This is a genomic window from Methylomonas sp. 2F7, assembly GCF_057126975.1.
Genome location: NZ_CP195203.1, coordinates 1139546 through 1165467 on the forward strand (window position 1 = coordinate 1139546; position 25922 = coordinate 1165467).

The 25922-nt window shown below is 53.0% G+C and carries 21 protein-coding genes; 12 read left to right on the plus strand and 9 right to left on the minus strand.

Annotated features, from left to right (window positions below; genetic code table 11):
* Genes mutM through ACR64Q_RS05320 form a run of 4 tightly spaced genes read right to left on the minus strand, consistent with a single transcriptional unit; the run spans nt 1 to nt 3120 of the window.
* Nucleotides 1-816 (minus strand): bifunctional DNA-formamidopyrimidine glycosylase/DNA-(apurinic or apyrimidinic site) lyase, encoded by an 816-nt coding sequence (mutM, locus tag ACR64Q_RS05305; protein WP_313733829.1) that lies wholly within the window; start codon nt 814-816, stop codon nt 1-3.
* A 7-nt stretch (nt 817-823) separates the two neighbouring features.
* Nucleotides 824-1447 (minus strand): high frequency lysogenization protein HflD, encoded by a 624-nt coding sequence (gene hflD / locus ACR64Q_RS05310; RefSeq protein WP_020485443.1) that lies wholly within the window; start codon nt 1445-1447, stop codon nt 824-826.
* Between the two features lies 1 nt (nt 1448).
* Nucleotides 1449-1886, minus strand: a complete 438-nt coding sequence (locus ACR64Q_RS05315) for a rhodanese-like domain-containing protein (protein ID WP_313733830.1) — start codon at nt 1884-1886, stop codon at nt 1449-1451.
* Between the two features lie 28 nt (nt 1887-1914).
* The gene (locus tag ACR64Q_RS05320; protein ID WP_020485445.1) at nt 1915-3120 is read right to left on the minus strand and encodes an EAL and HDOD domain-containing protein; all 1206 of its coding nucleotides are present in this window, start codon (nt 3118-3120) and stop codon (nt 1915-1917) included.
* Nucleotides 3121-3240: 120 nt separating this feature from the next.
* On the opposite strand from ACR64Q_RS05320, the gene ACR64Q_RS05325 reads away from it, so the two are divergent.
* The 3 genes from ACR64Q_RS05325 (at nt 3241) to ACR64Q_RS05335 (ending at nt 6333) form a co-directional block, all read left to right on the plus strand.
* Entirely contained in the window at nt 3241-3450 is a 210-nt protein-coding gene (locus ACR64Q_RS05325; RefSeq protein ID WP_020485446.1) for a heavy-metal-associated domain-containing protein, read from the plus strand.
* Between the two features lie 66 nt (nt 3451-3516).
* Complete coding sequence (locus ACR64Q_RS05330; protein ID WP_313733831.1) at nt 3517-5766, plus strand: heavy metal translocating P-type ATPase; 2250 nt, start codon at nt 3517-3519, stop codon at nt 5764-5766.
* Between the two features lie 9 nt (nt 5767-5775).
* A complete protein-coding gene (locus ACR64Q_RS05335) occupies nt 5776-6333 on the plus strand; it encodes a Uma2 family endonuclease (protein WP_313733832.1) in 558 nt (185 codons plus the stop codon).
* Nucleotides 6334-6381: 48 nt separating this feature from the next.
* On the opposite strand, the gene ACR64Q_RS05340 is transcribed toward ACR64Q_RS05335, so the two are convergent.
* The 4 genes from ACR64Q_RS05340 to ACR64Q_RS05355 are packed head-to-tail and all read right to left on the minus strand — an operon-like array spanning nt 6382 to nt 10588.
* Entirely contained in the window at nt 6382-7998 is a 1617-nt protein-coding gene (locus tag ACR64Q_RS05340; RefSeq protein ID WP_020485449.1) for a methyl-accepting chemotaxis protein, read from the minus strand.
* 15 nt (nt 7999-8013) lie between these two features.
* Nucleotides 8014-8595: a hypothetical protein gene (locus tag ACR64Q_RS05345; protein ID WP_020485450.1), complete on the minus strand. Its 582-nt coding sequence runs from the start codon at nt 8593-8595 to the stop codon at nt 8014-8016.
* Between the two features lie 11 nt (nt 8596-8606).
* Nucleotides 8607-9113, minus strand: coding sequence for a cytochrome c3 family protein (locus ACR64Q_RS05350; RefSeq protein ID WP_026604043.1), 507 nt, complete (start codon nt 9111-9113; stop codon nt 8607-8609).
* Nucleotides 9114-9115: 2 nt separating this feature from the next.
* The gene (locus ACR64Q_RS05355; protein WP_313733833.1) at nt 9116-10588 is read right to left on the minus strand and encodes a hypothetical protein; all 1473 of its coding nucleotides are present in this window, start codon (nt 10586-10588) and stop codon (nt 9116-9118) included.
* Nucleotides 10589-10959: 371 nt separating this feature from the next.
* Here ACR64Q_RS05355 and ACR64Q_RS05360 point away from each other — a divergent pair, with 371 nt between their 5' ends.
* From ACR64Q_RS05360 to lpxB, 3 genes are all read left to right on the plus strand, one after another.
* Nucleotides 10960-11898: a Gfo/Idh/MocA family oxidoreductase gene (locus ACR64Q_RS05360; protein ID WP_313733834.1), complete on the plus strand. Its 939-nt coding sequence runs from the start codon at nt 10960-10962 to the stop codon at nt 11896-11898.
* Between the two features lie 14 nt (nt 11899-11912).
* A complete protein-coding gene (locus ACR64Q_RS05365; protein WP_313733835.1) occupies nt 11913-13010 on the plus strand; it encodes a DegT/DnrJ/EryC1/StrS family aminotransferase in 1098 nt (365 codons plus the stop codon).
* Nucleotides 13011-13112: 102 nt separating this feature from the next.
* Nucleotides 13113-14285 carry a lipid-A-disaccharide synthase gene (gene lpxB, locus ACR64Q_RS05370; protein ID WP_313733836.1) on the plus strand — a complete coding sequence of 391 codons (1173 nt, stop codon included), beginning with the start codon at nt 13113-13115 and terminating at the stop codon, nt 14283-14285.
* Between the two features lie 56 nt (nt 14286-14341).
* On the opposite strand, the gene tgt is transcribed toward lpxB, so the two are convergent.
* Nucleotides 14342-15451 carry a tRNA guanosine(34) transglycosylase Tgt gene (gene tgt / locus ACR64Q_RS05375; RefSeq protein WP_313733837.1) on the minus strand — a complete coding sequence of 370 codons (1110 nt, stop codon included), beginning with the start codon at nt 15449-15451 and terminating at the stop codon, nt 14342-14344.
* Between the two features lie 298 nt (nt 15452-15749).
* Between tgt and ACR64Q_RS05380 the strand changes: the two genes are divergently transcribed.
* From ACR64Q_RS05380 to ACR64Q_RS05405, 6 genes are read left to right on the plus strand one after another with little or no spacing between them, the layout of a single operon-like run.
* Nucleotides 15750-16850: a response regulator gene (locus tag ACR64Q_RS05380; RefSeq protein WP_313733838.1), complete on the plus strand. Its 1101-nt coding sequence runs from the start codon at nt 15750-15752 to the stop codon at nt 16848-16850.
* Nucleotides 16851-16857: 7 nt separating this feature from the next.
* Entirely contained in the window at nt 16858-17778 is a 921-nt protein-coding gene (locus ACR64Q_RS05385) for a response regulator (RefSeq protein WP_313733839.1), read from the plus strand.
* A gap of 13 nt (nt 17779-17791) precedes the next feature.
* Nucleotides 17792-20116: a PAS domain-containing protein gene (locus ACR64Q_RS05390; protein WP_313733840.1), complete on the plus strand. Its 2325-nt coding sequence runs from the start codon at nt 17792-17794 to the stop codon at nt 20114-20116.
* Complete coding sequence (locus tag ACR64Q_RS05395; RefSeq protein WP_313733841.1) at nt 20113-22755, plus strand: PAS domain S-box protein; 2643 nt, start codon at nt 20113-20115, stop codon at nt 22753-22755. The genes ACR64Q_RS05390 and ACR64Q_RS05395 overlap by 4 nt, the downstream gene beginning before the upstream one ends.
* On the plus strand, nt 22752-25487 hold the full coding sequence (locus tag ACR64Q_RS05400; protein WP_313733842.1) for an ATP-binding protein: 2736 nt from the start codon (nt 22752-22754) through the stop codon (nt 25485-25487). Before ACR64Q_RS05395 ends, ACR64Q_RS05400 begins: the two co-directional genes overlap by 4 nt.
* Nucleotides 25484-25921, plus strand: coding sequence for a response regulator (locus ACR64Q_RS05405; RefSeq protein ID WP_313733843.1), 438 nt, complete (start codon nt 25484-25486; stop codon nt 25919-25921). Before ACR64Q_RS05400 ends, ACR64Q_RS05405 begins: the two co-directional genes overlap by 4 nt.
* The last annotated feature ends 1 nt before the right edge of the window (nt 25922 follow it).

Consider the following 25922-nt stretch of genomic DNA (forward strand, 5'->3'; position numbering starts at 1 on the left):
TTAGGTTTGACAATTTCCGCAATAGTAGCTGGCGCGTTGCCCTATTTTGAGTTGCTGAATCGGTTCCTCGCAGCGCAGACAGGCTTGTCCGTCGCGACCGTACACATTTAGGGATTGCTTAAAATACCCTGGCTTGCCCTCGGCATTGCTGAAGTCGCGCAACGTGGTGCCGCCTTTATCGATGGCTTGTTGCAATACGGTTTTGATCGCCGTCACCAACGCTTCGCACTCCGGCGTATCCAGTTCTCCGGCGGGACGAACAGGCTTTACGCCCGCCAAGAATAAAGCTTCACTGGCATAAATATTCCCCACCCCCACCACGACATGGCTATCCATAATCAAGGATTTGATCGGCACCGCGCGGTTTGCCGCCCGCTGCCGCAGATAGTTTGCATCGAATGCCGTTGATAAGGGTTCAGGCCCCAACGTTGCCAGCAAGGGATGTAACATCGGGTCTTCGGCAGTCCATAAGGCCGCGCCGAAACGGCGCTGATCGTTAAAGCGCAATATTGTGTCGTCGGCAAAAATGAAGTCGATATGGTCGTGCTTGCGCACAGTTTGCTCGGGAGTGGTGATCCGCAAATTCCCCGACATGCCCAGATGCAGAATCAGCGTACCACGCGCAGTGGCTAGCAATAAATATTTGCCGCGCCGTTCGACGCTTTCCAGGCGTTGGCCCGGCAAATCGGTGGTCAGCGCCTCAGGCACCGGCCAACGCAACTGGGGGTGACGGACAATGACGGCTTTAAAGGTTTTTCCGGCAATATGCGGCGCTATGCCGCGCCGACTGGTTTCAACCTCTGGAAGTTCCGGCATGCTGGCGTCAGATTTGGGTGAGTAGAAACTTGGCTTCGTCCTGGATTTTTTTGCGGAAGAACAATAACTTCCAACGGCTGCCGCCGCATTGCCGCCACAATAAAGTGGCGCGAATGCCTGCCAACAGCAAAGCGCGAATTTTGTTTACAGTACTTTGATTACCCAGATATTGCTGGTCGCCTTGTACCATGATTCGTGGCTGCAGGGTACTGATCGTGCTGTGATACACGTCGGCCAGATTGGCCAGCACATTTTCATGCAGTATGCCGAAATGTTCGGCTTGAGCCTGGGCCTTACTGACACCAGCCTGTATGGTGTTTTGCATATCCGGCTGCTTGATCAGTTGTTTTTGCAAATAGACGATCTGCGCGGCGTAACGGGCTTGCTCCGGGCTGGCCAGCACCCGGCTGCCGAGTTGGGTCGTGAGCTGTTGTAAGCCATGTTCGACACCGATCAAGCCGCCGTAGACATCGACCACGCTGTCTGCGTCGATTTTCAGCAGACTGGCGATGCTGGCTTCCAGCGCCGCGTTTGGGCAAGTGCCGGTGCCGGCAAGCTGATGCACCAAGGAGCAGGCCTGGGCGATGCCGGCCAGCGCGATGGTTTGGTTACTGAGCGTGTTCAGGGACATATTACTTACAAGCTGTAGTCAAACAATCGGCTTTAACCGGGTGGCCGTCTTTGATCCATGACTGGATACCATTGGATAAATGATAGACATTTTTCATGCCCAGTTGCTCGGTGAGGATTTGGCCGATCTTGCCGCTACGATTCCCGGAACGACAGACCAAAATAACGGGTTGGTCCGGCGACGATTTCAGTTTTTCCAGGTTGGCTAACCATTTTTCTTGGTCGAAGTGGCCGTTGCTGTCAAACGATTCCAGTTTCTGGCTTTGGGCGATGACACCGGTGGCTTGCCATTCCGGCGCGGTACGTACATCCACGACCAGCGCATTTTGGTTTTGCTGCATGCTTAGCAGTTGTTCCGCGGTTATTTTACCGAGCTCGGTGGCGTAAAGTTGGCCTGCGAACAGACAGCCTAGCCAGAATAAAGTCAGTCTCAGTTTCATGATGATGTCGATAGGTGGGGTAAATGGCTCAAGCGGCCAAGAAAGGTAAAATGCGCGTCGCCCACCAGTCTATGCTCTCCAGATAGATGTTGGCGATACGCTCGGGATTTATATCACGAAAGGTGCTAAGGCCCGGTTCCCAGCGCTCGTAGGCGATGCAGAATTGTAACGCTTCGCCGGCGTTGCCGCGATATTTCAAAATGGCATCGTCGACATCTTCCGCCAGCGGCAATTGTTCCAATACTTTGGTCGCCGGCATATCCAGCAGGCTGTCCAAACCCGACAGCATACCAATTAAAAAATAATGCTCCTGATCGTCTTTAAGTTCTCGCGCTATCAATTCGCACATTTTGGCGCGGATCAGCACGTTTTGCAGCACCGAGGACGGTTTGCCGGACATAGACGATAAGGCCAGAATATTGACCCAGCGTTTGATCTCGACCAGTCCTAGACAGGCAATCGCATGCTGTATGGATTCTATTTTTTGCGGGAGGCTAAAAAATGCGGAATTTAAATAATGCAGCAATTTAAAACTCATCCCGACGTCTTGCGAGATAATCTTGCCGATTTCCGCAAAGCTGGCATCCGCCTTGTTCACGGTGGATAGTAATTGGATGGCGGCGGTCTGGCTGACGCCTAGCCGCTTGCCCTCAACGATATTGGGTTTGCTGAAGAAAAACCCTTGAAACAGCTCGCAGCCCCATTCTCTCAAGGTTTCAAATTCCTGATGCGTTTCGACTTTTTCCGCCAACAATTTGAGTTTATAGGGTTTTAGCTGTTCAATTAGTTGCCGGGTGCCTTCCAGGCCGTCGGCCATTACATCCAGCTTGATAATGTCGGCAAACTCCAGCAAGGGCAGCCACTCCGGTGACAAGACGAAGTCGTCCAGCGCGATGGTATAGCCCAGTTGCGATAATTCTTTCAGGTTGGCGACGATGTTGTCATCGATAGCCACGCTTTCCAGCACTTCAATGACGATGCGCTCTTTGGGCAAATGCAGCGGCGTTTTGTCGAGTATGTTTTGCGTGGTGAAATTAATGAAGGCTTTGTGCGGGCCGACCAGTTCGTTCAGGCCGATTTCCAACAGCGTATCGGTGATGACTTGATTAGTGGCGTTGGCGGCACCATCTTTCAAACTGAGATCGAAATCCTTGCCTCTGAATAAAATCTCGTAGGCGAAAGTGTCCAGATGGCGGTCCAGGATTTGCTGTCTGCCAATCAGAAAATCTGTCATTTATTTACGGGCTCCCGATCATTGCACTATCATGAGAATAGGTCGCGCCTTATACCATGTTCAAATAGTTTAAGTCGAGAATGGCCGGCCAGTCTTAATTTCAATCATATGGAGATTTATATGTCCGAATCAGCGTCATTGACAGTAAGCGGTATGAAATGCGGCGGTTGCGAGAGCAGCATCGTCAGTAAAGTGTCGGCCATCGCCGGTGTGGTAACGGTGCAGGCTTCGCACAAAGACAAGCGGGTTGAAGTCGAATTCGATCCGGCGCAAACCGACTTGGATGAAATCGAAGACGTTATCACCGACGCCGGTTTCAAGGTCGAATAAAGCCCGCATCGGCGGTCGTCCGCTTTTGGGCGCAGATCAAAACGGTATTTCTCGGGAATCCTCATTATGACTTTAGAGCAATCGACTAATCAGCAACAGGAAATACGCCTTTCCATACTCGGCATGCGTTGCGCCGGTTGCGTCAGCGCGGTGGAAACAGCCTTGCAATCGGTACCTGGGGTCGAGTCCGTTGCCGTTAATTTTGCCGATCATTCCGCCACTGTCGGCGGCAATCCGGACCATCAAGCCATGAAGCAGGCCTTGAAATCCGCCGGCTACGATGCGGCGGTGATGGAAGGGTTGGAAGACCCGAGCGAAGAGGAAAAGCAGGAAGAAGAGCGTTATCGCGATTTGCTGCGCAAGGCAGGCGTGGCCGGTGTATTGGGCCTGCCCTTAATGGCGGGCGCGCATCTGGACTTGTTTCCGGCGATGGGGAGCGCCGCCGGCACGGTGTTTTGGTCCGAAGTGGCCTTGCTGACGCTGGCGGTGATGTTTTATTCCGGCGGACATTTTTTTCATAGCGCGCTTAAATTGCTGCTGGTCAAGCAGGCCAATATGGATACCTTGATCGCGCTGGGCACCGGCTCGGCGTGGCTGTATTCTTGTATTGTCATCGATTATTCCAGTCAATTGCCCTCACTGTCCGCTCATGCTTACTTCGAGGCCTCGGCGGTGATTTTGGCCTTCATCAACCTGGGCAGTGCGTTGGAAACTCGGGCGCGGGGTAAAACCTCGGCGGCGATACGCGCGCTGATCGGTTTGCAACCACGCACTGCTCGGGTGGTGCGAGAGGGGCAAGAGATTGACATTCCTATCGAGCAAGTCGGTCTGGGCGAAACTTTGCGGGTTAGACCCGGTGAAAAAATCGCCGTGGACGGCGTGGTACTCGAAGGCCACTCGACTATCGACGAATCCATGCTGACCGGCGAATCGATGCCGGTTGAGAAAGTTGAAGGCGCTAGTGTCGCCGCCGGCACCATCAATCAGCAAGGCAGTTTTTTATTTAGCGCGACCCGCATTGGCCGCGATACCGCTTTGGCGCAGATTATTCAAAGCGTACGGCAAGCCCAGAACAGCAAGCCGGCTATTGCCAAGCTGGCCGACAAGATTTCTGCGGTGTTTGTGCCGACAGTCGTGATTATCTCAGTACTGACTTTTTTAATCTGGTTAAGCTTTGGTCCCGACCCGGCCATGGGTTATGCGTTTGTGACATCGATGACGGTGTTGGTAATTGCTTGTCCGTGCGCGCTGGGTTTGGCGACGCCGATTTCGGTGATGGTCGCGGTCGGTCGCGCCGCGCAAATGGGCATATTGATCCGTAAGGGCGAAGCCTTGCAAAGCGCCGGCAAACTGACTTGTCTGATTTTGGATAAGACCGGTACGGTAACCGCCGGTAAGCCCAGTCTGGCAGAGGTGATGGCTTTTGGCGATTACGATGAGGCCCAGGTGTTGCAGTATGCCGCCAGTCTGGAATCGGGTTCCGAACATCCTTTAGCGGCGGCGATACTGACGGCTGCTGAGCAAAAACAGTTAACGCTGGACAAGGTCAGAAAGTTCCAGGCGGTGGCTGGTCACGGTATCGTCGGGCGCATTGCCGACCAGCAATGTTTGTTCGGCAATTCTGCATTGCTGGCGGAATACGGCATCGACGAGAGCGAGCATCGCGACAAAATGGCCGAACTGGCAGGAAAAGGCCAGACGCCAATGTTCTTGGCGGTGGAAAACTCGGTGGTTGGCATTGTGTCGGTCGCCGACCCGATTAAAGCCGATTCTGCCGCAGCGGTGCAGCAATTGCGGCAGCGCGGTATACGCGTACTGATGGTGACAGGCGATAACGAAATCACGGCGCGAGCTATCGCCGCGCAGGCCGGTATCAGCGAAGTCCGTGCGCAAGTGTTGCCGCAAGATAAAGCCGCTGTGGTCAAGGCCTTACAACAGCAAGGCGAAATTGTCGGTATGGTCGGCGACGGTATCAACGATGCGCCGGCTCTGGCGCAAGCCGATGTCGGTTTTGCGATCGGTACGGGTACCGATGTGGCTATTGAAAGTGCCGATATTGTGTTGCTGCAAGGTTCTTTATTAAAGGTCTCCGAGGCGATGGCGCTTTCGAAGTTGACGGTCGCTAACATCAAGCAAAACCTGTTGGGCGCGTTTTTCTACAACACCATCGGCATTCCGGTGGCGGCGGGTTTGCTGTATCCGCTGTTTGGCATACTCTTGAACCCGATGATTGCCGGTGCGGCGATGGCCATGTCGTCGGTAACGGTCGTCAGCAACGCCAACCGTTTGCGCTGGATTAAACTGGATATTGAGTAGGCGCGAGACATGAATAGCGTTCCTCAATCCTCCGCGCAAACCTTCAGTGTCGCCGACTATCTGGGATGGCCGGACGACGAGCGCTGGGAGTTAATCGACGGCGTTCCTTACAACATGAGTCCGGCGCCGAGTATCAAGCATCAAAATGTGGTGATAACGATTGCCGCAAAGTTAAAAGCCGCATTGAAAGGTAAGCCTTGCAAACCGTTCATAGCACCTGTAGACGTCATTCTCTCCGAGCATGACGTCGTGCAACCGGATTTGTTAGTGGTCTGCAACCCGGAAAAGATCGGCGAAAAAGCCATACACGGTGCCCCGGATTTAGTGGTGGAGGTATTGTCCCCAAGCACCGCGCTGAAAGATATGCGTGAAAAAAAAGCGCTCTATGAACGTGCCGGTGTGAGGGAATATGTGGTGATCGACCCGCTGGAAAATTACGTGCAACGTTTTTTTCTGGGCGCGGACGGCCGCTATGCCAATGCCGACGTATTCGGTGTCGACGAAGATTTGCCCCTTTTGAGCTTGCCTGAGTTGATTCTGCCCTTGGCGGAGGTATTTGAGTTGTAACGACACGCTATTCGCTTCGACGCCGAAGCAAATAGCGTGGTTTGCTGCTTACAGCTTGAACTGTGAAATCGTGGTATGCAAATTACCGGCGATTTTTTGCAAATGATGGGCTTCTTGCGCGGTTTGTTCCGCGTCCCTCGAGTTGTTGATGGTGACGTCATTAATCGAGTTAATGTTTTGATTAATGTGCTCGACCACGATTTTTTGTTCTTTCACCGCGTCGGAAATATGCGTATTCATCGTGGAAATTTGCGCCACCATGCTTGAGATATTATCCAGCAGCTCGCCGGTGCTTTCGATGACTTCAACGGTCTCCTTGGCCTGATTCCGGCTTTCCGACATGGCTTTTACCGCTTCCCGCGAGCCTTGCTGCAAGCGCTCTATCATTGCTTGAATTTCGTGTGTGGAGTCCTGGGTCCGGCTGGCCAAGGTGCGTACTTCGTCCGCCACTACCGCAAAGCCACGGCCTTGTTCGCCGGCTCTGGCAGCCTCAATGGCGGCATTTAGCGCCAATAAATTGGTCTGGTCGGCGATGCTCTGAATCACATCCAGCACCGAGCTGACATTCACGCAATTTTGTTCGACATTACCGATCACCGTACTGGCCCTGTCGATATTGTTCGACAGCGCGTGAATGGATTGCACGGTATTGGTTACCACCGCCTTGCCGTTGTTGGCGGCCACGCTGCTTCTCTGCGCTGTTTGCGCGGCGTTGGCGGTGTTGTTAGACACTTCTGTGACTGTCGCGGATAGTTCAGTCACTGTTGCGGCGACCTGGTCGGTACCCATTTGCTGTTTCAGAATATCCTCTTGCACCCGCTCGGACATTTGGCTCAAGCGGTTCGAAGCGGTGTTTAACTGATCGGACTCCATCGCCACTTGCCGCATCAAACTGTGTAACACGCTTAAAAATTCGTTGAACTGGGTGACGATAATGCCAACTTCGTCGCTGCCTTCGTGCGGAATGCGCCGGGTCAAATCGCCGCCGCCCTGTCTTAGCAGATATAACGATTTTTGTAGAGCGGTCAAAGGCGGCTCTATTTTGAAATAAAGCATGCTTAAACAGACCATCACGAACAATAGCAACACGATGGAAAAAGCAATTCGCGATAGGCTGTAATCGTGCAAAGAAGAACTTAATTGCTCTTTGGCGAGGGTCAGTTCCCGGTCAAGTTGCTCGGTAGTCCTGTTTAATTCGCCGGTTAGGCGGACAGCCGTATCGTCAAGCCCCGTGTTCGGTGCTTTCATGGTTGCCGTGCCGGCCTCGTTGCCCAGATTGATATAGTCCCAGCCCATTTTTACGCCTGCATCGTGCATATCCTGGATCTGCTGTCTTAAGCTTGCCAGTTGCGTTTGCAAACTGGGGTAAGACTGAGCCGCCTTGTCGATATTCTCAAATGCCGCGTCCAGATTCTGTTTGGCTTCCGCAAAGCCGCCATCACTGTGTGTGGCGCCGACGTCGGTAAGAAACTGCTGAATCTGCACCACATGAAAACGCACATGTGACAAATAGTCCGAGGTGTTTTGTTTCTGAGTCGCTGCCTGCAAGTTTTCGTCTATGGATTGAAAAGCGTGCCATAGCGAAAAGACGAACAATAGATTGGCAAAAGCCAAGGCTGATGCAATTAAGATCAGTGAAGATTTGATCGAGGTATTTTTAAACATGGGATTTGATGACAATTATTTTTCCAGTTTTTCTAAATCAGTCACCAACGCCGCCATTGCCGCGACGGCATGGTGTTGGGCTTCTGACAGTGCGTCGCCGTTGTTTAAGGCGTACAAGCCAATTTGCCGGTTGAGTTCGGCAATTAAGCGGGTGCGATGGTCCCGGCGGCTGCGGAGCTTGGCAACCATATTCGAGAACGATAGCGCCAAATCTTGTAGCTGATCGTGTTCCCGCAAGTGCGTGACAGTATCGAGTTTGCCGTCGCCGACCTCTTGGCACAGGGTTTCGAAGCGGTATAAAGGGCCGGCGATTTTGTGCGAGGCGTACAGAACGGTACTCACCGCAATGCCGCCGGCAACCAAAATGGCCACCAAGTTGCCGATTAAAATCGATACGCCCAGTCGCTCCGCGGCGTTGACGATATTGGCATGCGCCGATTGCGATTGGGCTTGCAAATCGCCGCCGGTCATCCAATAAATCAGTAGCGCCGAACACAATCCGGCGAGCAATATCAGCGCAAAAGCGCCGAGGATGAAACGGCCTTGGAAGTCCTTTTTGATAAAAATTTGGCGACGTTTGGTAACGGTATTGTTCATTTTCAGGAACCTTAGTTGACGTTATGACAAGTTAAACAGAGCTCGCCGTCGCTGTTGTTGCGGCGGAGTAAAAAGCTTTTTTTCAGCCTTTCGGCGTTCATCAGTTTATCCATGAAACTGTGGCTGGCTTGCGGCCGGTCGCTATCCAGCTTGCCGTGCGTGTAGTGACAAGTCAGACAGGTAATGTCGTTTTCCTCGTTAAGCGGCAAGTCGGCGGGTACCGGAAAGTCGATATTCAAGCCCACTTTGTGGCCTTGGTTGGGATTATGGCACGAGGAACACATGGCCACGCCGTCCTTGCTAAAGGTGGCTTGGTCGGCCGTTATGTTTTTGCTGTGTAAAATGCCGTCCTCTTTGAGCTCAGGCGTCGTCGTGTGGCAATTACTGCACCCCGCTTGCGGCGATTGCTTGGAAATAATGTGCGGATTGTCGTCGGCGGTATGTGCGCCGCTGACGAATAACAGCAAAAGTGCGCCGGTGCCGCCGGCCAATAAGCATTTGTATAGGAGCTTGTTCATGATTAAAAAGACATGACGATTTGGGCTATGCCCAGTTTTCTGTCGAAATAACGCTCGGCTGTTTCCGTGCCCAACGAATCGTTGTATTCAAATTTTACCCGCAAATGATCGCTAAATTTATAGTTAAAGCCCAGGCTAAGCATGGAAATGTCGTTGATTGCCACGGTGCTGCCATCGAAGTCCAGGCCAAGGTCTTGCGAAGGCTGCCAGCGGCTGTAGCGGGCGAACGCCACGATGGGCTGTTTGCTCAGGCTTTCCAAATCCACGGTCAGCGTGGAGTGATAGCCCAGTTGATGGCCCTTGCCGAAAGGGCTGGTGTTTGGATCGGGGATGATGATCGGCAATGGATTGCCGTCCGCGTCTTGTTCCAAAAACACCTGTTGATGCGCATTCAGCAGCATGAATTCGTTTTGTAAACGCCACATGCCGTAGCCGATACTCAGGTCCGCGCCGTAAACGGTATTGCGGATCCGGTTTTCGCCATCGAACTCGCTCAGATGGGAAACGCCGATTTCAATGCCTTCAGGATTGGTATTGTGGATCTTGTAGGTGTTTTGCCCCAAAGCCAGACCCACCCGGCCGCCGACGGTATGGCCGTCGTTGGCATACAGCGCGTCGGTCCAGAACACCGAATAGTTGAACATATCCCAGGCGCCGTAGGAACGAATACCGTCGGCATTGTAACCGCCCAATTGCATGCGAGAGGTGGTCAACGGCGCGGTAATAGTGATGCGGTCCTTGTTGGCGAAGTTTTGGTAATCGTTACCGAATGGTAAGTCGAAACGGCCGGCCTGGATGTGAAAACCCTTGTTATTGAAAATCCGGCCACGCGGCGGAATACGATCATTGAACGAATGATAGTCGACCAGCGCGACGGCGATGCCGGCCATGGTGCTGCCACCACTCAGCGCGCCGGGGCCGCTGTTGCCGCAGAATACCGCGCCGGGCGCGCCATAGTCGGCGTTGGATGAATTGCCGCACAGTACTAACGCCGAGCTGGCACCAAAGTGGTCGTCATGTACATAGTCGAGATCCAATTCCACCGAGCCGACGCTGAAGGTTTGGTCGGTAGAGTTGCCGGTTTTGGCGTTGATGTCGAAAAAGCCGCTCATTTGCAGGCCGTTGGCTTCGGCAGCTTCTTTCAAAGCAGCAATTTTTTTGTCTAGCGCTTTCAGTTTGGTATCCACTGTCGGCTCGGGCTTAGCATTGGCAGCGGTTTTTACCGGTGCAGGTGCCGGCGTCGGTTCGCCGGCCGGAGCTACTGTTGGGTTTGCCGACACCGCGACCGAATTGTTTCTTTCCTGCTCCAGTTGTTTGATGCGGGCTTCCAGCTGTTCGATTTTCTGGTCTTTTTCCTTCAGCACGCCTTGCACAATCTGTCGAATATGTTCGTCTTCCGCAGCGGTTGCATGCGCGTTGGCGTGGGCTGCCAGGCTGAGCAGGGCGATAGCTATTCGCTGGTTTTTTGGGTGCATATCTGTCTCTGAGTGTAAGCTTAGGACTACGTTTGTTTCAGAATCGTCGTAATGAGGCAAGGTTAGTTGCTTTTGTCGGCATTACAAGTTGGTGCATAGGGCTGGGTTTATTCACCCAGCCCTATTTATCCCTGGTGCCCCGTTCGGGCTGAGCTCGTCGAAGCCTCTGGTGGTTGGCCTTTCGATAGACTCAGTACCCACAAGGGCATAAAGGCGAATGGTATTTAAGGGCCGGGTTAATAATTCGCCGATCCGTTTGCGAATGACGGTGCGGCTTATTCAACACAGAATCTAATGTTACAATGAACGGTTTTATGCCCGGCGCGCGTCTGTCAAAGGCTGGGGAACCGCGAATCAAGCTTAGGTCGTTTATGAATAAACTGAAATGTGCCGTGATAGGTGCCGGATATTTAGGAAAATTTCATGCGGAAAAATACGCATCGTTAAAGGATTGCGAATTGGTGGCGGTGGTTGACATCAATGCCGAGGCGGCGCAACAAGTCGCCGAAAAAACCGGCTCTCAAGCTCTAACGGATTACCATGAATTACTCGGCAAAGTCGATGCGGTTAGTGTTGTGGTGCCCACCAGCTACCATCACAGCGTATCCAAAGACTTTCTGAACGCCGGTACGCACGTCTTGGTAGAAAAGCCGATCACTGTTACGGTTGAAGAAGCCGATGAACTGATCGCGATTGCCAAGGAAAAAAACGTCATTCTCCAGGTCGGGCATTTGGAGCGATTCAATCCGGCCGTGCGCGGTTTGGAGAAAATGGAAGATAAGCCTCTGTTCATCGAGTCGCATCGTTTGTCGCCGTTCAACCCGCGCGCCAACGACGTTAGCGTGGTGCTGGATTTGATGATTCACGATATCGACATCATCATGGCATTGGTCGATTCGGAAGTGGAAAAAATCGATGCCAGCGGCACGGCGGTGCTGACCCAAGGTACTGATATAGCCAATGCCCGCATCACCTTTAAAAACGGTTGTGTGGCGAATGTGACCGCCAGCCGGATCAGTATGAAAATGGAGCGCAAGATGCGCATGTTCCGCCCCAGTTCCTATATTTCCGTGGACTTTCAGAACCGGGTTTTGATCAAACACAGGACCGGCGAGAAGGAAATGTTTCCCGGCATTCCGGAAATCGTTACCGAGGAATCGGTATTTGAAAGCGGCGACGCCCTGCTTGACGAGATTAAACATTTTGTCAATTGCATCAAGACCGGCGAGAATCCGCTGGTTCCCGGCGAAGCGGGCCGTAAAGCCCTGGCTACCGCGATAGAAATCACTAAATTCTTAATCCATCGATAAAAAGGGCTGTCACTATGATCCCCATGGTCAATCTGCAAGCGCAGTATGCGGAAATTCAAGATGAAATCGTCGGCGGTTTCAGCGAAACCCTTAATAACTGCGCGTTTATCCTGGGGCCGAATGTACAGGCTTTTGAGAAAGAAGCCGCTGCCTATCTGGGTGTTAAACATGCCATCGGCTGCGCCTCGGGTACCGATGCTTTGCATTTAGCCCTATTGGCGGAAGGCATAGGCGCCGGCGACGAAGTCATTACCAGCGCATTTACCTTTATCGCCACCGCCGAAGCAATCAAATATGTCGGCGCCAAACCGGTGTTTGTCGACATCGATCCGGGTACGTTCAATATCACCCCGGAAAATATCGAAAAAGCCATTACCGCCAAAACCAAGGCGGTGATGCCGGTGCATTTGTTCGGCCAGCCTGTCGATTTGCCGGCCATCAAAGCTATTTGCGACAAACACGGCTTGAAACTGATTGAAGACTGCGCGCAATCCTTCGGCGCTACCGTCTACAACAAGCAAACCGGCAGTTTCGGCAATGCAGCCGGCTTCAGTTTCTTTCCCAGCAAGAACCTGGGCTGCTTCGGCGACGGCGGCTTGGTGACCACCGATTCCGACGAAACCGCTGCAAAGATCAAGCAGTACCGCAATCACGGTTCTGACGTGCGCTATTACCATGACGTCATAGGCTATAACAGCCGGCTGGATGAGCTACAGGCTGTGGTATTGCGCGCCAAATTAAAACGCATCGACCGCTACAACGCCGCTCGCCGCCATGCCGCGCATTTGTATTCGGAACTGATGGCCGATTTGCCGCTGACGACGCCCTACGAAGATGGCGTTGGCATGCACGTCTATCATCAATATACCTTGTTGTCCGACCGCCGCGACGAGGTGATGAAAGCCTTGCAAGAGCAGAAGATTGGCTGTGCCGTCTACTATCCGGTACCGCTGCATCAACAGAATGTCTTTAAGGAGGAATGTGCCGGCTTGTCCTTGCCGGTCACCGAGTCGGTAGCGGCGCGCTGTTTTTCTTTGCCGATTTGTTCCAATCTGAGCGACGATACCGTCAAGCAAATTGTCGGCGTGATACGCGGCGTTTTCCAAGCTTAACATCTAAAAATGTAGGGTGGGTTAGCGGTAGCGTAACCCACCGCTAGGTCAACGGTTGCTGGCGGATTCCGCTGTTGCTAATCCGCCCCACGATAATTGCAAATGACCCATTTCCTCAAGTCTTACACGGTACTGTTTAGCGCCGGCGAATCCTCCGGCGACCAACACGCCGCCAATATGTTTCTGGAACTCAAACAGCGTTGTCCGGCGCTTCGTGGCATCGGCATGGGCGGCAGCAAAATGCGCCAGGCCGGTATCGACGTGCGTTACGATTCGGCGGGGATTGGCGTGATTGGTCTGGTGGAGATTCTGAAGCACTACGGCGAGATCCGCCGAGCGTTGAATTTACTGAAACAAATTATTGTCGATGAAAAACCGGATTTACTGGTTTGCGTCGATTACAAGGAGTTCAACCTAAAGCTGGCGCGCTTTGCCAAAAGCCAAGGTGTAAAAGTGCTGTTTTACGTCAGCCCACAGGTTTGGGCCTGGCGGCCGGGCAGGGTGGTGACTTACGGCAAGGCCATCGACATGATGGCGGTGATCTTTCCATTCGAAACTCAATATTACGAAGCCGAAAACGTGCCGGTACGTTATGTCGGCCATCCTTCCGTCGACAAAGTCCATCCGCAACGCAGTCGAGCAGAGGATTTTGAGTTGTTTGCTCTGGACCCAAATCGACCTGTCGTCGGCCTATTGCCCGGCAGCCGAGGTAACGAAATCAAACGCATCTTGCCGGTGATGCTGGCTGCGGCGGCTAAATTGGCGGCGCAGCGACCGGAGTTGCAGTTTGTCTTGCCGCAAGCCGATTCCATCAGTGATGCGGTATTGGTTGAGCATCTGGCTAATATCGCGGTTGCAATCCATATAGTCAAACAGCAGCCGTATGATGCGATTCAATGTTGCGACGCGGTGATGACCACCTCTGGCACCGCCTCGCTGGAAATTGCCTTGCTCGGCGTGCCGATGGTAATCGTATACCGGCTGGCTGCCTTTAGTTATTGGCTGGGAAAGCGCTTGGTGAAAATTCCGTTTATCGGGCTGCCGAATATCATCGCCGGCAAGGCCATCGTCAAGGAATTGATCCAAGAACAACTGACCGCAGAGAATCTGGCGGTGGAGATTCTGCAACTGTTGGGCGACGGGGATTATCGCCAACGCTGTCTCTCTGAGTTGCAGGCCGTCAAACACCAGCTTGGCGATGGTGGCGGCTCAAAAAACATGGCGGAACTGGCTTTGGAGATGTTGAACGGGCAAATAGCCGACCAGGACCGGTAAAACATCCGGGCTGCTCTGCTGGCAAGCAGCCGGATCTTGAAGATTGACAGACCTTATTAAACCGGACTGCGACTGTCGCGTTGGTCGTAAAATTCTGCCACAAAGGTATCGAAGGTTTGATTTTCGATAGCGTCCCGCAAACCTTGCATCAATTCCAGGTAGTAGTGCAGGTTGTGGATGGTATTGAGCCTGGAGCCCAGCATTTCCTTGCATTTGTCCAAATGCTTTAAGTAAGAACGCGAGTAGTTGCGGCAAGTGTAACAACTGCAATCTTCGTCCAAAGGCCGGGTATCGAATTGGTATTGCTGGTTTCTGATTTTGATGACGCCGTGGCGGGTGAATAAATGGCCGTTGCGGGCGTTGCGGGTCGGCATCACGCAATCGAACATATCGATGCCGCGCCTCACGCCTTCCACCAGATCTTCCGGGGTGCCGACGCCCATCAGATAGCGGGGTTTGTCCACCGGCATTTTCTGATGAATCGCATCCAGGGTTGCCAGCATTTCGTGCTTCGGTTCGCCTACCGACAGGCCGCCGATGGCATAGCCGTCAAAGCCGATGTCGGTCAAGCCGGCGATGGATTCTTCGCGCAATTGCGGATACATGCCACCTTGCACAATGCCGAACAAGGCGGACGAGTTGCCCTGGTGGGCGCGCTTGCTGCGTTCCGCCCAACGCAGGGACAAGCGCATGGAGTCAGCGGCTTCTTGATAGGTGGCCGGGTATGGGGTACATTCGTCAAAAATCATCACGATATCCGACCCTAGGTCGCGTTGCACCTGCATCGATTCTTCCGGGCCCATGAATATTTTGCTGCCATTGACCGGCGATTTAAATGTGACGCCTTGTTCGCTGATTTTGCGCAATGCGCCTAAACTAAATACTTGAAAACCGCCGGAGTCGGTCAGAATAGGCTTTTGCCAACGCATGAAATCGTGCAGATCGCCGTGGGCTTTCATCACCTCCATGCCGGGCCGCAGCAACAAATGAAAGGTGTTGCCCAGTATGATTTGCGCGCCCAACTCGTTTAAATCTTCCGGGGTTAAAGACTTTACCGTGCCGTAGGTGCCGACCGGCATAAAGATCGGCGTTTCCACCACGCCGCGGGCAAAAGTCAGCTGGCCGCGGCGGGCGTGACCGTCGGTGGCTTTGAGTTTGAATTCCATGCAAATCCGGCAAATGAAAAAAGGCGGAATTATCGGTCCTTTTCGTTCCGCAAGCCAGAGAAGTTGTCGTTTTGAGTTCAATAAGCGAGAGTGGCGGCTTTTGTCCCCTGAGAAAACTTGTTGGTGCCGGATTGTGTTATAAATTTGAGGCACTTGCCGCAGCTTTTCTATCGAAATACCTAATGTTTGGTAATTCCGTTTATTATCGGGATATTGTTCATTTCACTATATAAGCTAGCAAAATTGATGAATTTTCTTCAGGCCATAAAAACAATAATCGGCCATTCTCGGGAGAGCTATGTTGGATACTAAAAGCAAAACCATTTTGGTAGTCGATGATTCTCCGGAAAATCTCACCGTCATCAGCGAATTACTGCAACCGCAATACCGCGTGCGCGTCGCTACCTCCGGGCAAAGAGCGTTGCAGATGGTCGCCAACCCGCCTTACCCCGATTTGATTCTGCTTGACGTGATGATGCCGGGCATGGACGGTTACCAAGTATTCGAGCATCTGCGCGCCGATCCCATTACGCGTACGATTCCGGTGATATTCGTCACAGCGATGGACAGTATGGAGTCCGAGTTGCATGGATTGGATGTCGGCGCGGTCGACTACATCACCAAACCCGTTCTGCCGCCCATCGTTTTAGCGCGCATCCGCACCCAGCTGGAGTTAAAGCAGGCCAGAGATTGGCTGCGCGATGAAAACACCTACCTGGAAATGGAAATAGCTAAAAGGATGAGCGAAAACGAGCTGATTCAAAAAGTCAGCATTCGCGCCTTAGCGCATCTGGCGGAAATTCGCGATCCGGAAACCGGCAACCACATCCTGCGCACCCAAGGCTACGTCCAGCATTTGGCCTTGGCCTTGCAGAGCCATCCGCGCTTTTTCGCGACATTGACCGATCATTACATCGAATTGCTGACGCGCTCCGCGCCCTTACATGATATTGGCAAAGTCGGCATACCGGACGCAATCCTGCAAAAACCTGGCAAATTAACCCGCGAGGAATGGGCGGTGATGAAAACCCACGCCAAATTGGGCAGCGACGCGATAGAAATGGCGGAACGTGATGCCACGCGCTCGGTGGAGTTTTTGATTTTGGCTAAGGAAATTGCACATTGGCACCATGAAAAGTGGGACGGTAGCGGCTATCCGGAGGCGTTGGCCGGCGATGCCATTCCGGTTTCCGCGAGGATTATGGCGCTGGCCGATGTATTCGACGCCTTGATTTCCCGGCGTGTTTACAAAGAGCCCATGGCTTTCGCTGAAGTCAAGACTATTATTGCTGAAGGACGTGGTCGCCACTTTGATCCGGATATGGCCGATGCCTTTTTAGTCGATTTCGATGCCTTCTGTGATATTGCCCAACGCCATCTCGATTCCATCGCGGAGTAAATGATTTATGACCCAAAACGCTCGCATATTGTTGGTTGAAGACGAGGAAATTATCGCCATCATTATCCGGGATTTATTGGTCGCCGAAGGTTTTCTGGTGACGGTCTGTGCCAATGGCTGCATTGCCTGGGAAACCTTACAGCACGACCGGACCGGCTACGATTTGGTGCTGTTGGATAGGGGCTTGCCGGGGATGAACGGCATGGAACTGCTGCGATTGATCAAGGGTGACCGGGCCTTGGCCGCCATTCCGGTGATTATGCAGACCGCCCGCAGCGACAAAAAAAGTATCCAGGAAGGGCTTAGTCAGGGGGCTTATTACTATCTGACCAAACCGATTCAACCGGAAATATTGATCGCCGTGATCAATGCCGCACTGCAACAACGTCGTGAGTTGCAGGAGATGTCCGAATCAGTCAATCGCGCTGGGCGTCCGTTGACGCTAGTCCATTCCGCCGTGTTTCGTTTTCGCGATCTCGATGAAGCGAAGATGTTGTGTCATTGTTTGGCCCAATCCTGCCCGGAGCCAGAGCGCGTAATCCAGGGTTTGCAGGAGTTGATGGTCAATGCGGTTGAACATGGTAACTTGGGCGTTTCCTATGCGGAAAAAGGCGAGCTGATGCTGGCGGGAGTCTGGCTGGAGGAAATTCAGAGACGTTTGACACTCCCGGAATTTAACCGGCGTTTTGTTACTGTGCATTTCCAGCGTCTGCCGGATAAGCTGGTGTTTACTATTCAAGACCAGGGTGATGGTTTTGATTGGCAGGACTTCCTGGACTTTTCCCCGGAACGGGTGTTCGATTTGCATGGCCGCGGCATCGCGATGGCCAGATTGATGAGCTTTGATCGTCTGGAATATCAAGGTAACGGCAATACGGTAACAGCTGTGGTTAACGGCTTGTCTTCTTTGTACGGCTTCGACAATTAATTCGACTAAGCCCATGCTGTCGAATAACGATCAGCCAAACTCAGCGCAGGTCAGCCGCAAAAGTATCTTAGCCGTCGTGCTGGTATACGCCATCTTCGCCGCCAGCTGGATATTGGCATCGGATCAATTGTTACACCACTTTTTCAAAGATCCGGACCAGTTGACGCTAGCCAGCATGCTGAAAGGCTGGGTTTATGTACTGGTGACTTCTTTATTGCTCTACGGTTTGATGCGGCGCTGGTTTGGCCGAAGCCGCGAGCCGCAAACCGTTTCCCCCGCTCCTCGAAGCCATTTGTTGTCGCTGGGCTTATTGATAGTCGTCATCCTGGCTTTGATGATCGCCAGCGCGGCGCTGACCATCGAGCAACACACCCAGGAGGAGTTCGGCAGGCTGCAGGCGGTCGCCGGCCTCAAGTCCAGGCAAATCAGCGACTGGCTGAATGAACGGCGCGGCGACGCGGATTTTATTCAAACCAGCGAATTTATCATCGACCTGTATCAACGCTGGCAGATCGATGGCGATATGCAAAGCGCCGAACGCCTGCAAAACCGTTTGGAACAATTTCGCAAAAGCAGGGGAATCTCGGCCATCAGCCTGCTTAAACCTGAAGGCGAGCGTTTATGGCGTTCCGCTAATGCCCCCGCCACGCTCTTGCCTGGGCAGCTAAAGGTTGCAGAGCTGTCGACAAAAACTCAGCAAATCCAATTAGTTAATCCTTACAAAGATGATGGCGGACGTGTCCTGCTGGATTTGGTTGTGCCGCTGACAGCCCAGCATCAGGTAGCGCCGCCGCTGATTGTTTTACATCTTGATCTTAGCGAGTGGCTGTTTCCGGTTCTGGAGAGTTGGCCGGTCGCTAGCGGTACCGGCGAAACCTTGTTGTTTCGGCGTGAGGGCGATGAAATTCTCTATCTGAATCCGCTGCGCTTTCGTCCGGACGCTGCGGCGTCGTTTCGGCTGCCAATCAACACTGCAAATTTATTGGCCGGCAAGGCGCTGCGCAGTCAGGCTAGCCTCGATAACATCCTGGAAGCCAAGGACTACCGCAATGTCTCCGTCATAGGCCTGGTACAGGCCATAAGCGGCACGGACTGGTTGTTACTGACCAAGCTGGATAAGGCCGAAATCTATACCAAGGCCAGTAGCGAAGTAGTGTGGATCGTGTGCGTAGGTAGTTTGACCATTTTTATAGTCTGCGCCGGTTTTTATCTGTTGCGGCAGAGTCAGAGTCTGGCCTTGGCCACGGCGGTTCAGAAGGCGCAAGCGGAGCGTTTGCGGGCCCTCGATTTATTAGGCGCCATATCCGATTTGTCCGTGGACGCGATATACGCCAAGGATCTACAGGGTCGTTACATCCTGTTTAATACCGCCGCCGCCAATTTTGTCGGCAAGCCGGTAGAGGAAGTACTTGGTCAGGACGATAGCGCCATATTTCCACAGCAACAAGCCGAGCACTTAAAAGAGTTTGGCCGCCGGGTGATGGCGGAAAATATAACGCTGACGGAAGAAGAAGCCCTGGATACGCAATTCGGACAGCGGATTTTCCTGGCTACCAAAGGGCCACTGTGCGATGAACACGGTAAAGTAATAGGGATGTTCGGTATCTCACGGGACATTACCGAACGCAAGCGGGCCGAGCTTGAATTACGCGAGAGCGAGGCGCGCTTTCGCGGTTTGGTGGAACAGTCGTTGGCGGGCATTTATATTATTCAAGACGGGCGTTTCGTTTACGTCAATCCGGGTTTTGCCGCGATCTTCGGCTATCAGCGGGCTGAGGATATTATCGACGGCAAAACAGTGGCTGATCTGGTCTGTCCGCAGGACAGGCAGATGGTGTTGGAAAATTTGCGCCGACGCATTGATGGCGAGATCGAAGACATTAACTACCGCTTCGAAGGCTTACATCGCAACGGCCACTGCATTGACGTTGAAGTACATGGCCGCAGTTTCGATTACAAAAACCGGCCGGCGGTGATTGGTTTTATTCTTGATGTCAGCGCCCGTAAAGCCGCCGAAGACCAGCTCAATCTCCAAGCCGCGGAATTAAAGGCTCGTAATGATGAATTGGAGCGGTTTAATCGGGCCATGGTCGGCCGCGAGCTGGATATGGTTAATTTAAAGCAGCAGGTCAATCAGCTGGCTGCGGAGCTGGGCCGCCAGCCCCCTTATGCATTAGCGTTTCTATCAGCCCAACCTGAAAATACTGTTGGTCATGATTCTGCTGAAGCTCACGCCGAATCTGGCTTGGACCCTCTCAAACCGAGCGCAATATCAGTAAACAATGGCGCCGGGTTGATTGGCGGCGATACATCGGCTGCGGAAGAAGACCATTTATGATTATCCCCGAGCCGCCATTCGGCGATTTTTCCGATTTGGTGCGCTCCCGTTACCGGAACAGCCTTAGACTCGCCTATGTGTCGGCGGTGATTCTGGTATTGGTTGCGCTGGCAATTCGCCTGTATTTGCCGGCATCCTTTGGCCTGCGCCCGATGTTGCTGTTGTTTTTATTTCCGGTGATCGTGAGCGCCTTTTTAGGCGGTTTGTGGCCTGGATTATTGGCTACATTGCTGTCGGCCATTGTTAGTAATTTCCAACTGTTGCCTCCCTATCGCAGCTTGGCAATTGCCGGCATTTACGATGTTGTGCAATGGACGTTATTGATCGCAAATGGGATTTTAATCAGCCTGCTTAGTGAATTCTTGCTTCGGATTCGGCAACGCGAAAACGCGCACTGGCAACAATTGCTGGAAACGCGGGACCAGCTGCGGTTTAGCCAAACCTTATTCCAGACCACGTTCGAACAGGCGGCGAAAGGCATTTGTCTATTGGCGCCGGACGGGCGCTGGCTGAAGGTTAACCGCCAGTTTTGCGAGATAGTCGGTTATAGCCAGGACGAGTTGCTAACCGGCAATTTTTCGGACATTGCCTATCGGGAGGATTGTGACGCTTTGTTGCGGCTGCTGACGGACGAAGTGGATGGTTTTTCCGGAGACAAGCGCGTTATTCGCAAGAACGGCAGTATCGTCTGGGTTAAATTAAACGCTTCCGCAGCGCGCAAACCGGATGGTAGCCCTGAGTGTTTTATCTTGCTCATGGAAGACATTGAGCAGCGTGAACAAGCATTACTAGCGTTACACGAAAGCGAGACGGCCTTGAAAATTGCCCAGCGTTTAGCCGCCTTGGGCAGCTGGGCCTGGGACTTGCGCACCGGCGAATTGAAGTGGTCGGAACAGATTTACAATCTGTTCGGCCGCGACCCTCATTTACCGCCCGCCGATTATGAAGAGGTTGCCCGGTATTTTAAGCCCGAGAGCTGGCAGCGCTTGCAGGCTGCCGTAGCTCAGGCTTGTAGCGACGGCGTGCCTTACGAATGCGAAGCGGAATTGCAGAACGATGGCGAGTTGCATCGCTGGGTAGTGGCCCGCGGCGAGCCGGTCCGCGATGAGCAGGCTAACATCGTGGCTTTGTATGGCACCGTGCAGGATATTACCCCACGTAAACAGGCCGAGCTTGCGCTGCAAGACGCGCAGCGGGTGGCCCTGGAAAAGCAAGGCGAGGCCAGGCTAGCCGCGCTCAATTTGATGGAAGATGCGCTTACGGCCCGCAAAGCGCTTGAAGTGGCTAATGCGTCGCTACGCGAAAGCGAAGAATTCAAACGGGCTATTTTGGATTCGGTGAGTGCCAACATCGCGGTATTAAACCGCGATGGCATGATAGTCTCTGTGAATCGACCCTGGCAGCAGTTTGCTGAGGATGATGCCCTAGCGTGCGGCCAATCCGCTGATGTATGCGGCATAGGCACTAATTATTTGCGGATTTGCCAGCAGGCGTCGGGCCCGTATAGGCAGGGATCGTTGGCGGTATTCACCGGATTGTCGGCTGTTTTGGAAGGCCGGCTTCCTCGTTTTAGGTATGAATATGCCTGCCATTCCGCGCAGAAGCAGCGCTGGTTTGCCATGGTCGTCACGCCTTTGGAAACTGCGGAAGGCGGAGCGGTGGTTTCTCACACCAATATCACCGAGCGCAAATTGGCGGAAATGGCCTTGGTTGAAAGTGAGGAGCGCTTACGTCTGGCCCAAAGTAGTGCCAATATCGGCATCTGGGATTGGCATATTGATAACGGCAAAGTGCAATGGACTGCCGAACTTGAGACGATGTTCGGTTATGCGCCAGGCACTTTTCCCGGAGACTACTCGGCTTTTTCCCAACGCGTGCATCCCGACGACTTGGCGGAGCTGGAGCATTCTCGAGATTCAGCTGTTGCCGCGCATCGGACTTTTGATTTTGATTTTCGGGTTCAACCGGAGCCGGGGCAGATCAGATGGCTCAACTGTAAGGGTGGCGCTAATTACGACGATAGGGGCCGGCCGCAACGCGTGTTTGGTATTTGCATCGATATTACCGAGCGCAAAAATACCGAAAGCGAGCTTAAACTCTGGGCGCAAGCGTTCGAAAATGCCGAATTCGGCTTGGCGATTGCGGACGCGCAGACTAATTTGTTTTTGGCGGTGAATCCGGTCTTTGCCGGGGAGCGCGGCTACACTGCGGAAGAACTGATCGGCAAACCGGTAGCGATGGTTTATCCGGCTGATTTAATCGATCAGGTACAACACCGTATCTCTAGCCTGGACACCTCCTGTCATGGCGTGTTCGAGACCGAACATCAACGTAAGGACGGCAGCCGTTTTCCGGTAATGATAGACGTAACCATCATTAAATCCGGCGACGGCAAGCCGTTGAGACGAGTGGCCTACGCCTTGGACATTAGCGAGCGCAAGGCCTCCGAGTTAGCTTTGCGCGAGCAAACGGATGCGCTACAGCGCTTCAATCGGGCCATGGTCGGCCGCGAAATGGACATGATCGCGCTAAAGCAACAGATCAACGAGTTGTCACGGCAGCATGGGCAAGAACAACCTTATCCTTTGGAATTTCTCGATCACCCTCTGAAAGCACTGCAACCGGGTGCTCTGCCATGAAACGTGCCTGTTTGATTCTGTCTGTATTACTGCCTTTTCTGGCCTTGGCTGTGCAATGGTTATTGTGGCCCTGGATTAGTCCGTTCGTTTGGTTCCTGTTTTTCCCCACGGTATTTTTCAGCGCCCGTCTTGGCGGCTTCAAAGGCGGGTTGGTCAGCACCTTTTTAAGCGCCGGTTTTGTCTGGTATTTCTTTATCCCGCCGCAGTTGAGTTGGGAAATGGACAAGCCGGCTAATTTCTATTCGGTTGGTATGTTTCTGATAATGGGTTATTTATTCAGCGATACCCAGGAACGTCTGCGCCGCGCACAACAAAATACCGAAGCCGCCTTGGTGGAAACCAGTGCCGCGAAGGAAGAAATTACTCAGCTATATCAAAAATCCCTGGAGTTGGATCGTCTCAAGACTGAATTTTTTGCCAATATCAGTCATGAGCTGCGTACGCCGTTGACTTTGATTATCAGCCCATTAACCCGGAGATTGGCTTTGGATAGCCTGTCTGCGGCGGAACGCAGCGAAGATGAATTAATCCTGCGCAATGCCCGTTTATTGTATCGCCAAGTCAGCGACTTACTGGACGTTGCCAAGCTGGAAGCGGGTCACATGTCGGTCGATTATGCGCACATCGATATTGCCGAGCTAACGCGTACGGTGGCCTCGCAGTTCGATTCGCTTGCCAAGGAAAAAAACATAAGCTTCGACATAGATGCGTCGACACCGTTACCAGCCGAAGCGGACGGCGAAAAGGTACAGCGCGTTTTACTTAATCTGCTGGCGAATGCCTTCAAGTTCACGCCCGATGGCGGAAATATCCGGGTAACTTTGCGCAATGATGCGGACATCGCTGTTATTGAAGTACAAGATAATGGCCCAGGTATACCTTTAGAAATGCGTGAAGTGGTGTTCGAACGTTTTCGGCAAGTCGAGGGCGGCGCACAACGGCGCTTTGGCGGCACGGGTTTGGGATTGGCCATCGTTAAGGAATTCACCGAATTGCATCGCGGCTCGGTCACGTTAAACCAGGCACCGGGCGGGGGAGCATTATTCTGTGTCCGCTTGCCCTTACAAGCGCCGCCAGGCTCATTGGTTAGAGCCGCAGCCACCCCGCTGGACCCAAATTTCAATTTGCAAGGCGCTGTTGAAAATCCTCGGCCTTCCATGCAAGCAAACGCCGACGCGCCTGTAGGCGCAGCTAACACACCGTTAGTGCTGGTCGTTGAAGACAATGTCGACATGAACGCGTTTATTGTCGATGCGTTAAAGCCGTACTACCGGGTCGCCAGCGCTTACGACGGCCGTGAAGGCTTGGCTGCGGCAAGAAGTTTGCAGCCGGACTTGATCTTGTGCGATTTGATGATGCCGTTAATGAGCGGGGACCAGATGGTTATCGAGCTGCGTCGGCAATCGATACTGCTGGATGTACCTATTGTGATGTTGACCGCTAAAGCCGACGATGGGCAACGGGTGCGGATGCTCAACGAAGGCGTGCAGGATTATCTGACCAAACCGTTTATGGTGGAGGAATTGCTGGCGCGGATTCATGGTTTGCTCAAGGTGCGCGAGCGTAACGCCGCCAGCCTGAACGAAAGCGAGGCACGCTTCGAAGCTACTTTTGAACAGGCGGCGGTGGGCATTGCACTGGTTGCACCGGACGGCCGCTGGTTGCGGGTTAACCGTAAACTCTGCGAAATCGTCGCTTACAGCCATGATGAGCTATCTAAGCTTAGCTTCCAGGACATTACGCATCCTGACGATCTGGATACCGATTTAGCCTATCTCAGGCAACTGCTGGCTGGCGAAATTTCAACGTACTCGATGGAAAAACGTTACATCCGCAAAGGCGGCGAGTTGCTCTGGATTAATCTGACGGTGGCGCTGGTGCGCAACGCAGATGCTAGCCCGAATTATTTTATTTCGGTGATTGAAGACATTGCGGATAGAAAGCTTGCCGAGGAAGAAATTCGCCGGCTTAACAACGATTTGGAACAACGTGTTGCTAGCCGAACCGCCGAACTGAGCGCCGCGAACCGGGAATTGGACAGCTTTGCCTACGCGGTTTCGCACGATTTGCGCGCCCCGTTGCGGGCCATGAGCGGTTTTAGTCAGGCGCTAGCCGAGGACTACGGCGATCAGTTACCGGACGAAGCGCAAGTTTTTCTGAAACAGATAGAAATCGCCAGCAACAAGATGAGCGAATTGATCGACGGGCTGTTGCAGCTTTCGCGTACCACTCGGGGTGTTTTGGAACTTGACCGGATAGACCTCAGTGCGTTGGCTGAAAGAGTGTTGGCTGATCTGCAACGTGAACAGCCCGAACGCAGGGTTATGACGCAGGTGCAAGCCGGGATGGCAGTTAGCGGCGATAGGCGTATGATCGAGGCGCTGATTCGCAACCTCTTGGAGAATGCCTGGAAATACACCGCCAACACGACGCAAGCCAGTATACGGTTTTATACCGAACAGGTTGGTGGGGCAACGCGTTTTTGCATTGCCGATAATGGCGCGGGATTCGATATGGCCCATGCCGGTCGCTTATTTCAACCGTTCCAGCGTCTGCATCGTCAGGAAGAGTTTCCGGGGATAGGTATCGGTCTGGCTACCGTGCAGCGTATCGTGTTTCGCCATGGCGGTACTATCGAGGCCAGTGGCGCGCCTGGTAAGGGCGCGGTTTTTTGTTTTACTTTACCGGAATTGATGGCCGATTCCACCGCGGATATCCAGGAGATAGCATGAGCAACGCCAAAACCATATTGTTGGTGGAAGACAATCCTCAAGACGAAATGCTGACTTTGCGGGCGCTGCGCAAGGTTAATCTGGCAAATCAGGTGGATATAGTGCGAGATGGCCAGCAGGCTCTGGATTTTTTGTTCAAAACCGGCGAGTTTGCGGATCGCGAAGGGGCTGATCTGCCGACAGTGATGCTATTGGATATTGGTTTGCCCAGGCTGTCGGGCCTTGAGGTTTTGGAAAGGATACGTGCCGATAGTCTTACGGCTTTATTGCCGGTAGTGATTTTGACCTCGTCGGATGAAGAGCGTGATCGGATTCAAAGCTATCAGATCGGTGCCAACAGCTTTGTGCGTAAACCGGTGGATTTTGGCGAGTTTGCCGAGACCGTGGCACGCTTGGGCGTGTATTGGTTAGCCACCAATGAACCTCCGAGATGAA

Bases quoted from the DNA above. Each gene is read 5' to 3' on its own strand.
- mutM (WP_313733829.1), bottom strand. From the start codon at position 816: ATGCCGGAACTTCCAGAGGTTGAAACCAGTCGGCGCGGCATAGCGCCG.
- hflD (WP_020485443.1), bottom strand. From the start codon at position 1,447: ATGTCCCTGAACACGCTCAGTAACCAAACCATCGCGCTGGCCGGCATC.
- ACR64Q_RS05315 (WP_313733830.1), bottom strand. From the start codon at position 1,886: ATGAAACTGAGACTGACTTTATTCTGGCTAGGCTGTCTGTTCGCAGGC.
- ACR64Q_RS05320 (WP_020485445.1), bottom strand. From the start codon at position 3,120: ATGACAGATTTTCTGATTGGCAGACAGCAAATCCTGGACCGCCATCTG.
- ACR64Q_RS05325 (WP_020485446.1), top strand. From the start codon at position 3,241: ATGTCCGAATCAGCGTCATTGACAGTAAGCGGTATGAAATGCGGCGGT.
- ACR64Q_RS05330 (WP_313733831.1), top strand. From the start codon at position 3,517: ATGACTTTAGAGCAATCGACTAATCAGCAACAGGAAATACGCCTTTCC.
- ACR64Q_RS05335 (WP_313733832.1), top strand. From the start codon at position 5,776: ATGAATAGCGTTCCTCAATCCTCCGCGCAAACCTTCAGTGTCGCCGAC.
- ACR64Q_RS05340 (WP_020485449.1), bottom strand. From the start codon at position 7,998: ATGTTTAAAAATACCTCGATCAAATCTTCACTGATCTTAATTGCATCA.
- ACR64Q_RS05345 (WP_020485450.1), bottom strand. From the start codon at position 8,595: ATGAACAATACCGTTACCAAACGTCGCCAAATTTTTATCAAAAAGGAC.
- ACR64Q_RS05350 (WP_026604043.1), bottom strand. From the start codon at position 9,113: ATGAACAAGCTCCTATACAAATGCTTATTGGCCGGCGGCACCGGCGCA.
- ACR64Q_RS05355 (WP_313733833.1), bottom strand. From the start codon at position 10,588: ATGCACCCAAAAAACCAGCGAATAGCTATCGCCCTGCTCAGCCTGGCA.
- ACR64Q_RS05360 (WP_313733834.1), top strand. From the start codon at position 10,960: ATGAATAAACTGAAATGTGCCGTGATAGGTGCCGGATATTTAGGAAAA.
- ACR64Q_RS05365 (WP_313733835.1), top strand. From the start codon at position 11,913: ATGATCCCCATGGTCAATCTGCAAGCGCAGTATGCGGAAATTCAAGAT.
- lpxB (WP_313733836.1), top strand. From the start codon at position 13,113: ATGACCCATTTCCTCAAGTCTTACACGGTACTGTTTAGCGCCGGCGAA.
- tgt (WP_313733837.1), bottom strand. From the start codon at position 15,451: ATGGAATTCAAACTCAAAGCCACCGACGGTCACGCCCGCCGCGGCCAG.
- ACR64Q_RS05380 (WP_313733838.1), top strand. From the start codon at position 15,750: ATGTTGGATACTAAAAGCAAAACCATTTTGGTAGTCGATGATTCTCCG.
- ACR64Q_RS05385 (WP_313733839.1), top strand. From the start codon at position 16,858: ATGACCCAAAACGCTCGCATATTGTTGGTTGAAGACGAGGAAATTATC.
- ACR64Q_RS05390 (WP_313733840.1), top strand. From the start codon at position 17,792: ATGCTGTCGAATAACGATCAGCCAAACTCAGCGCAGGTCAGCCGCAAA.
- ACR64Q_RS05395 (WP_313733841.1), top strand. From the start codon at position 20,113: ATGATTATCCCCGAGCCGCCATTCGGCGATTTTTCCGATTTGGTGCGC.
- ACR64Q_RS05400 (WP_313733842.1), top strand. From the start codon at position 22,752: ATGAAACGTGCCTGTTTGATTCTGTCTGTATTACTGCCTTTTCTGGCC.
- ACR64Q_RS05405 (WP_313733843.1), top strand. From the start codon at position 25,484: ATGAGCAACGCCAAAACCATATTGTTGGTGGAAGACAATCCTCAAGAC.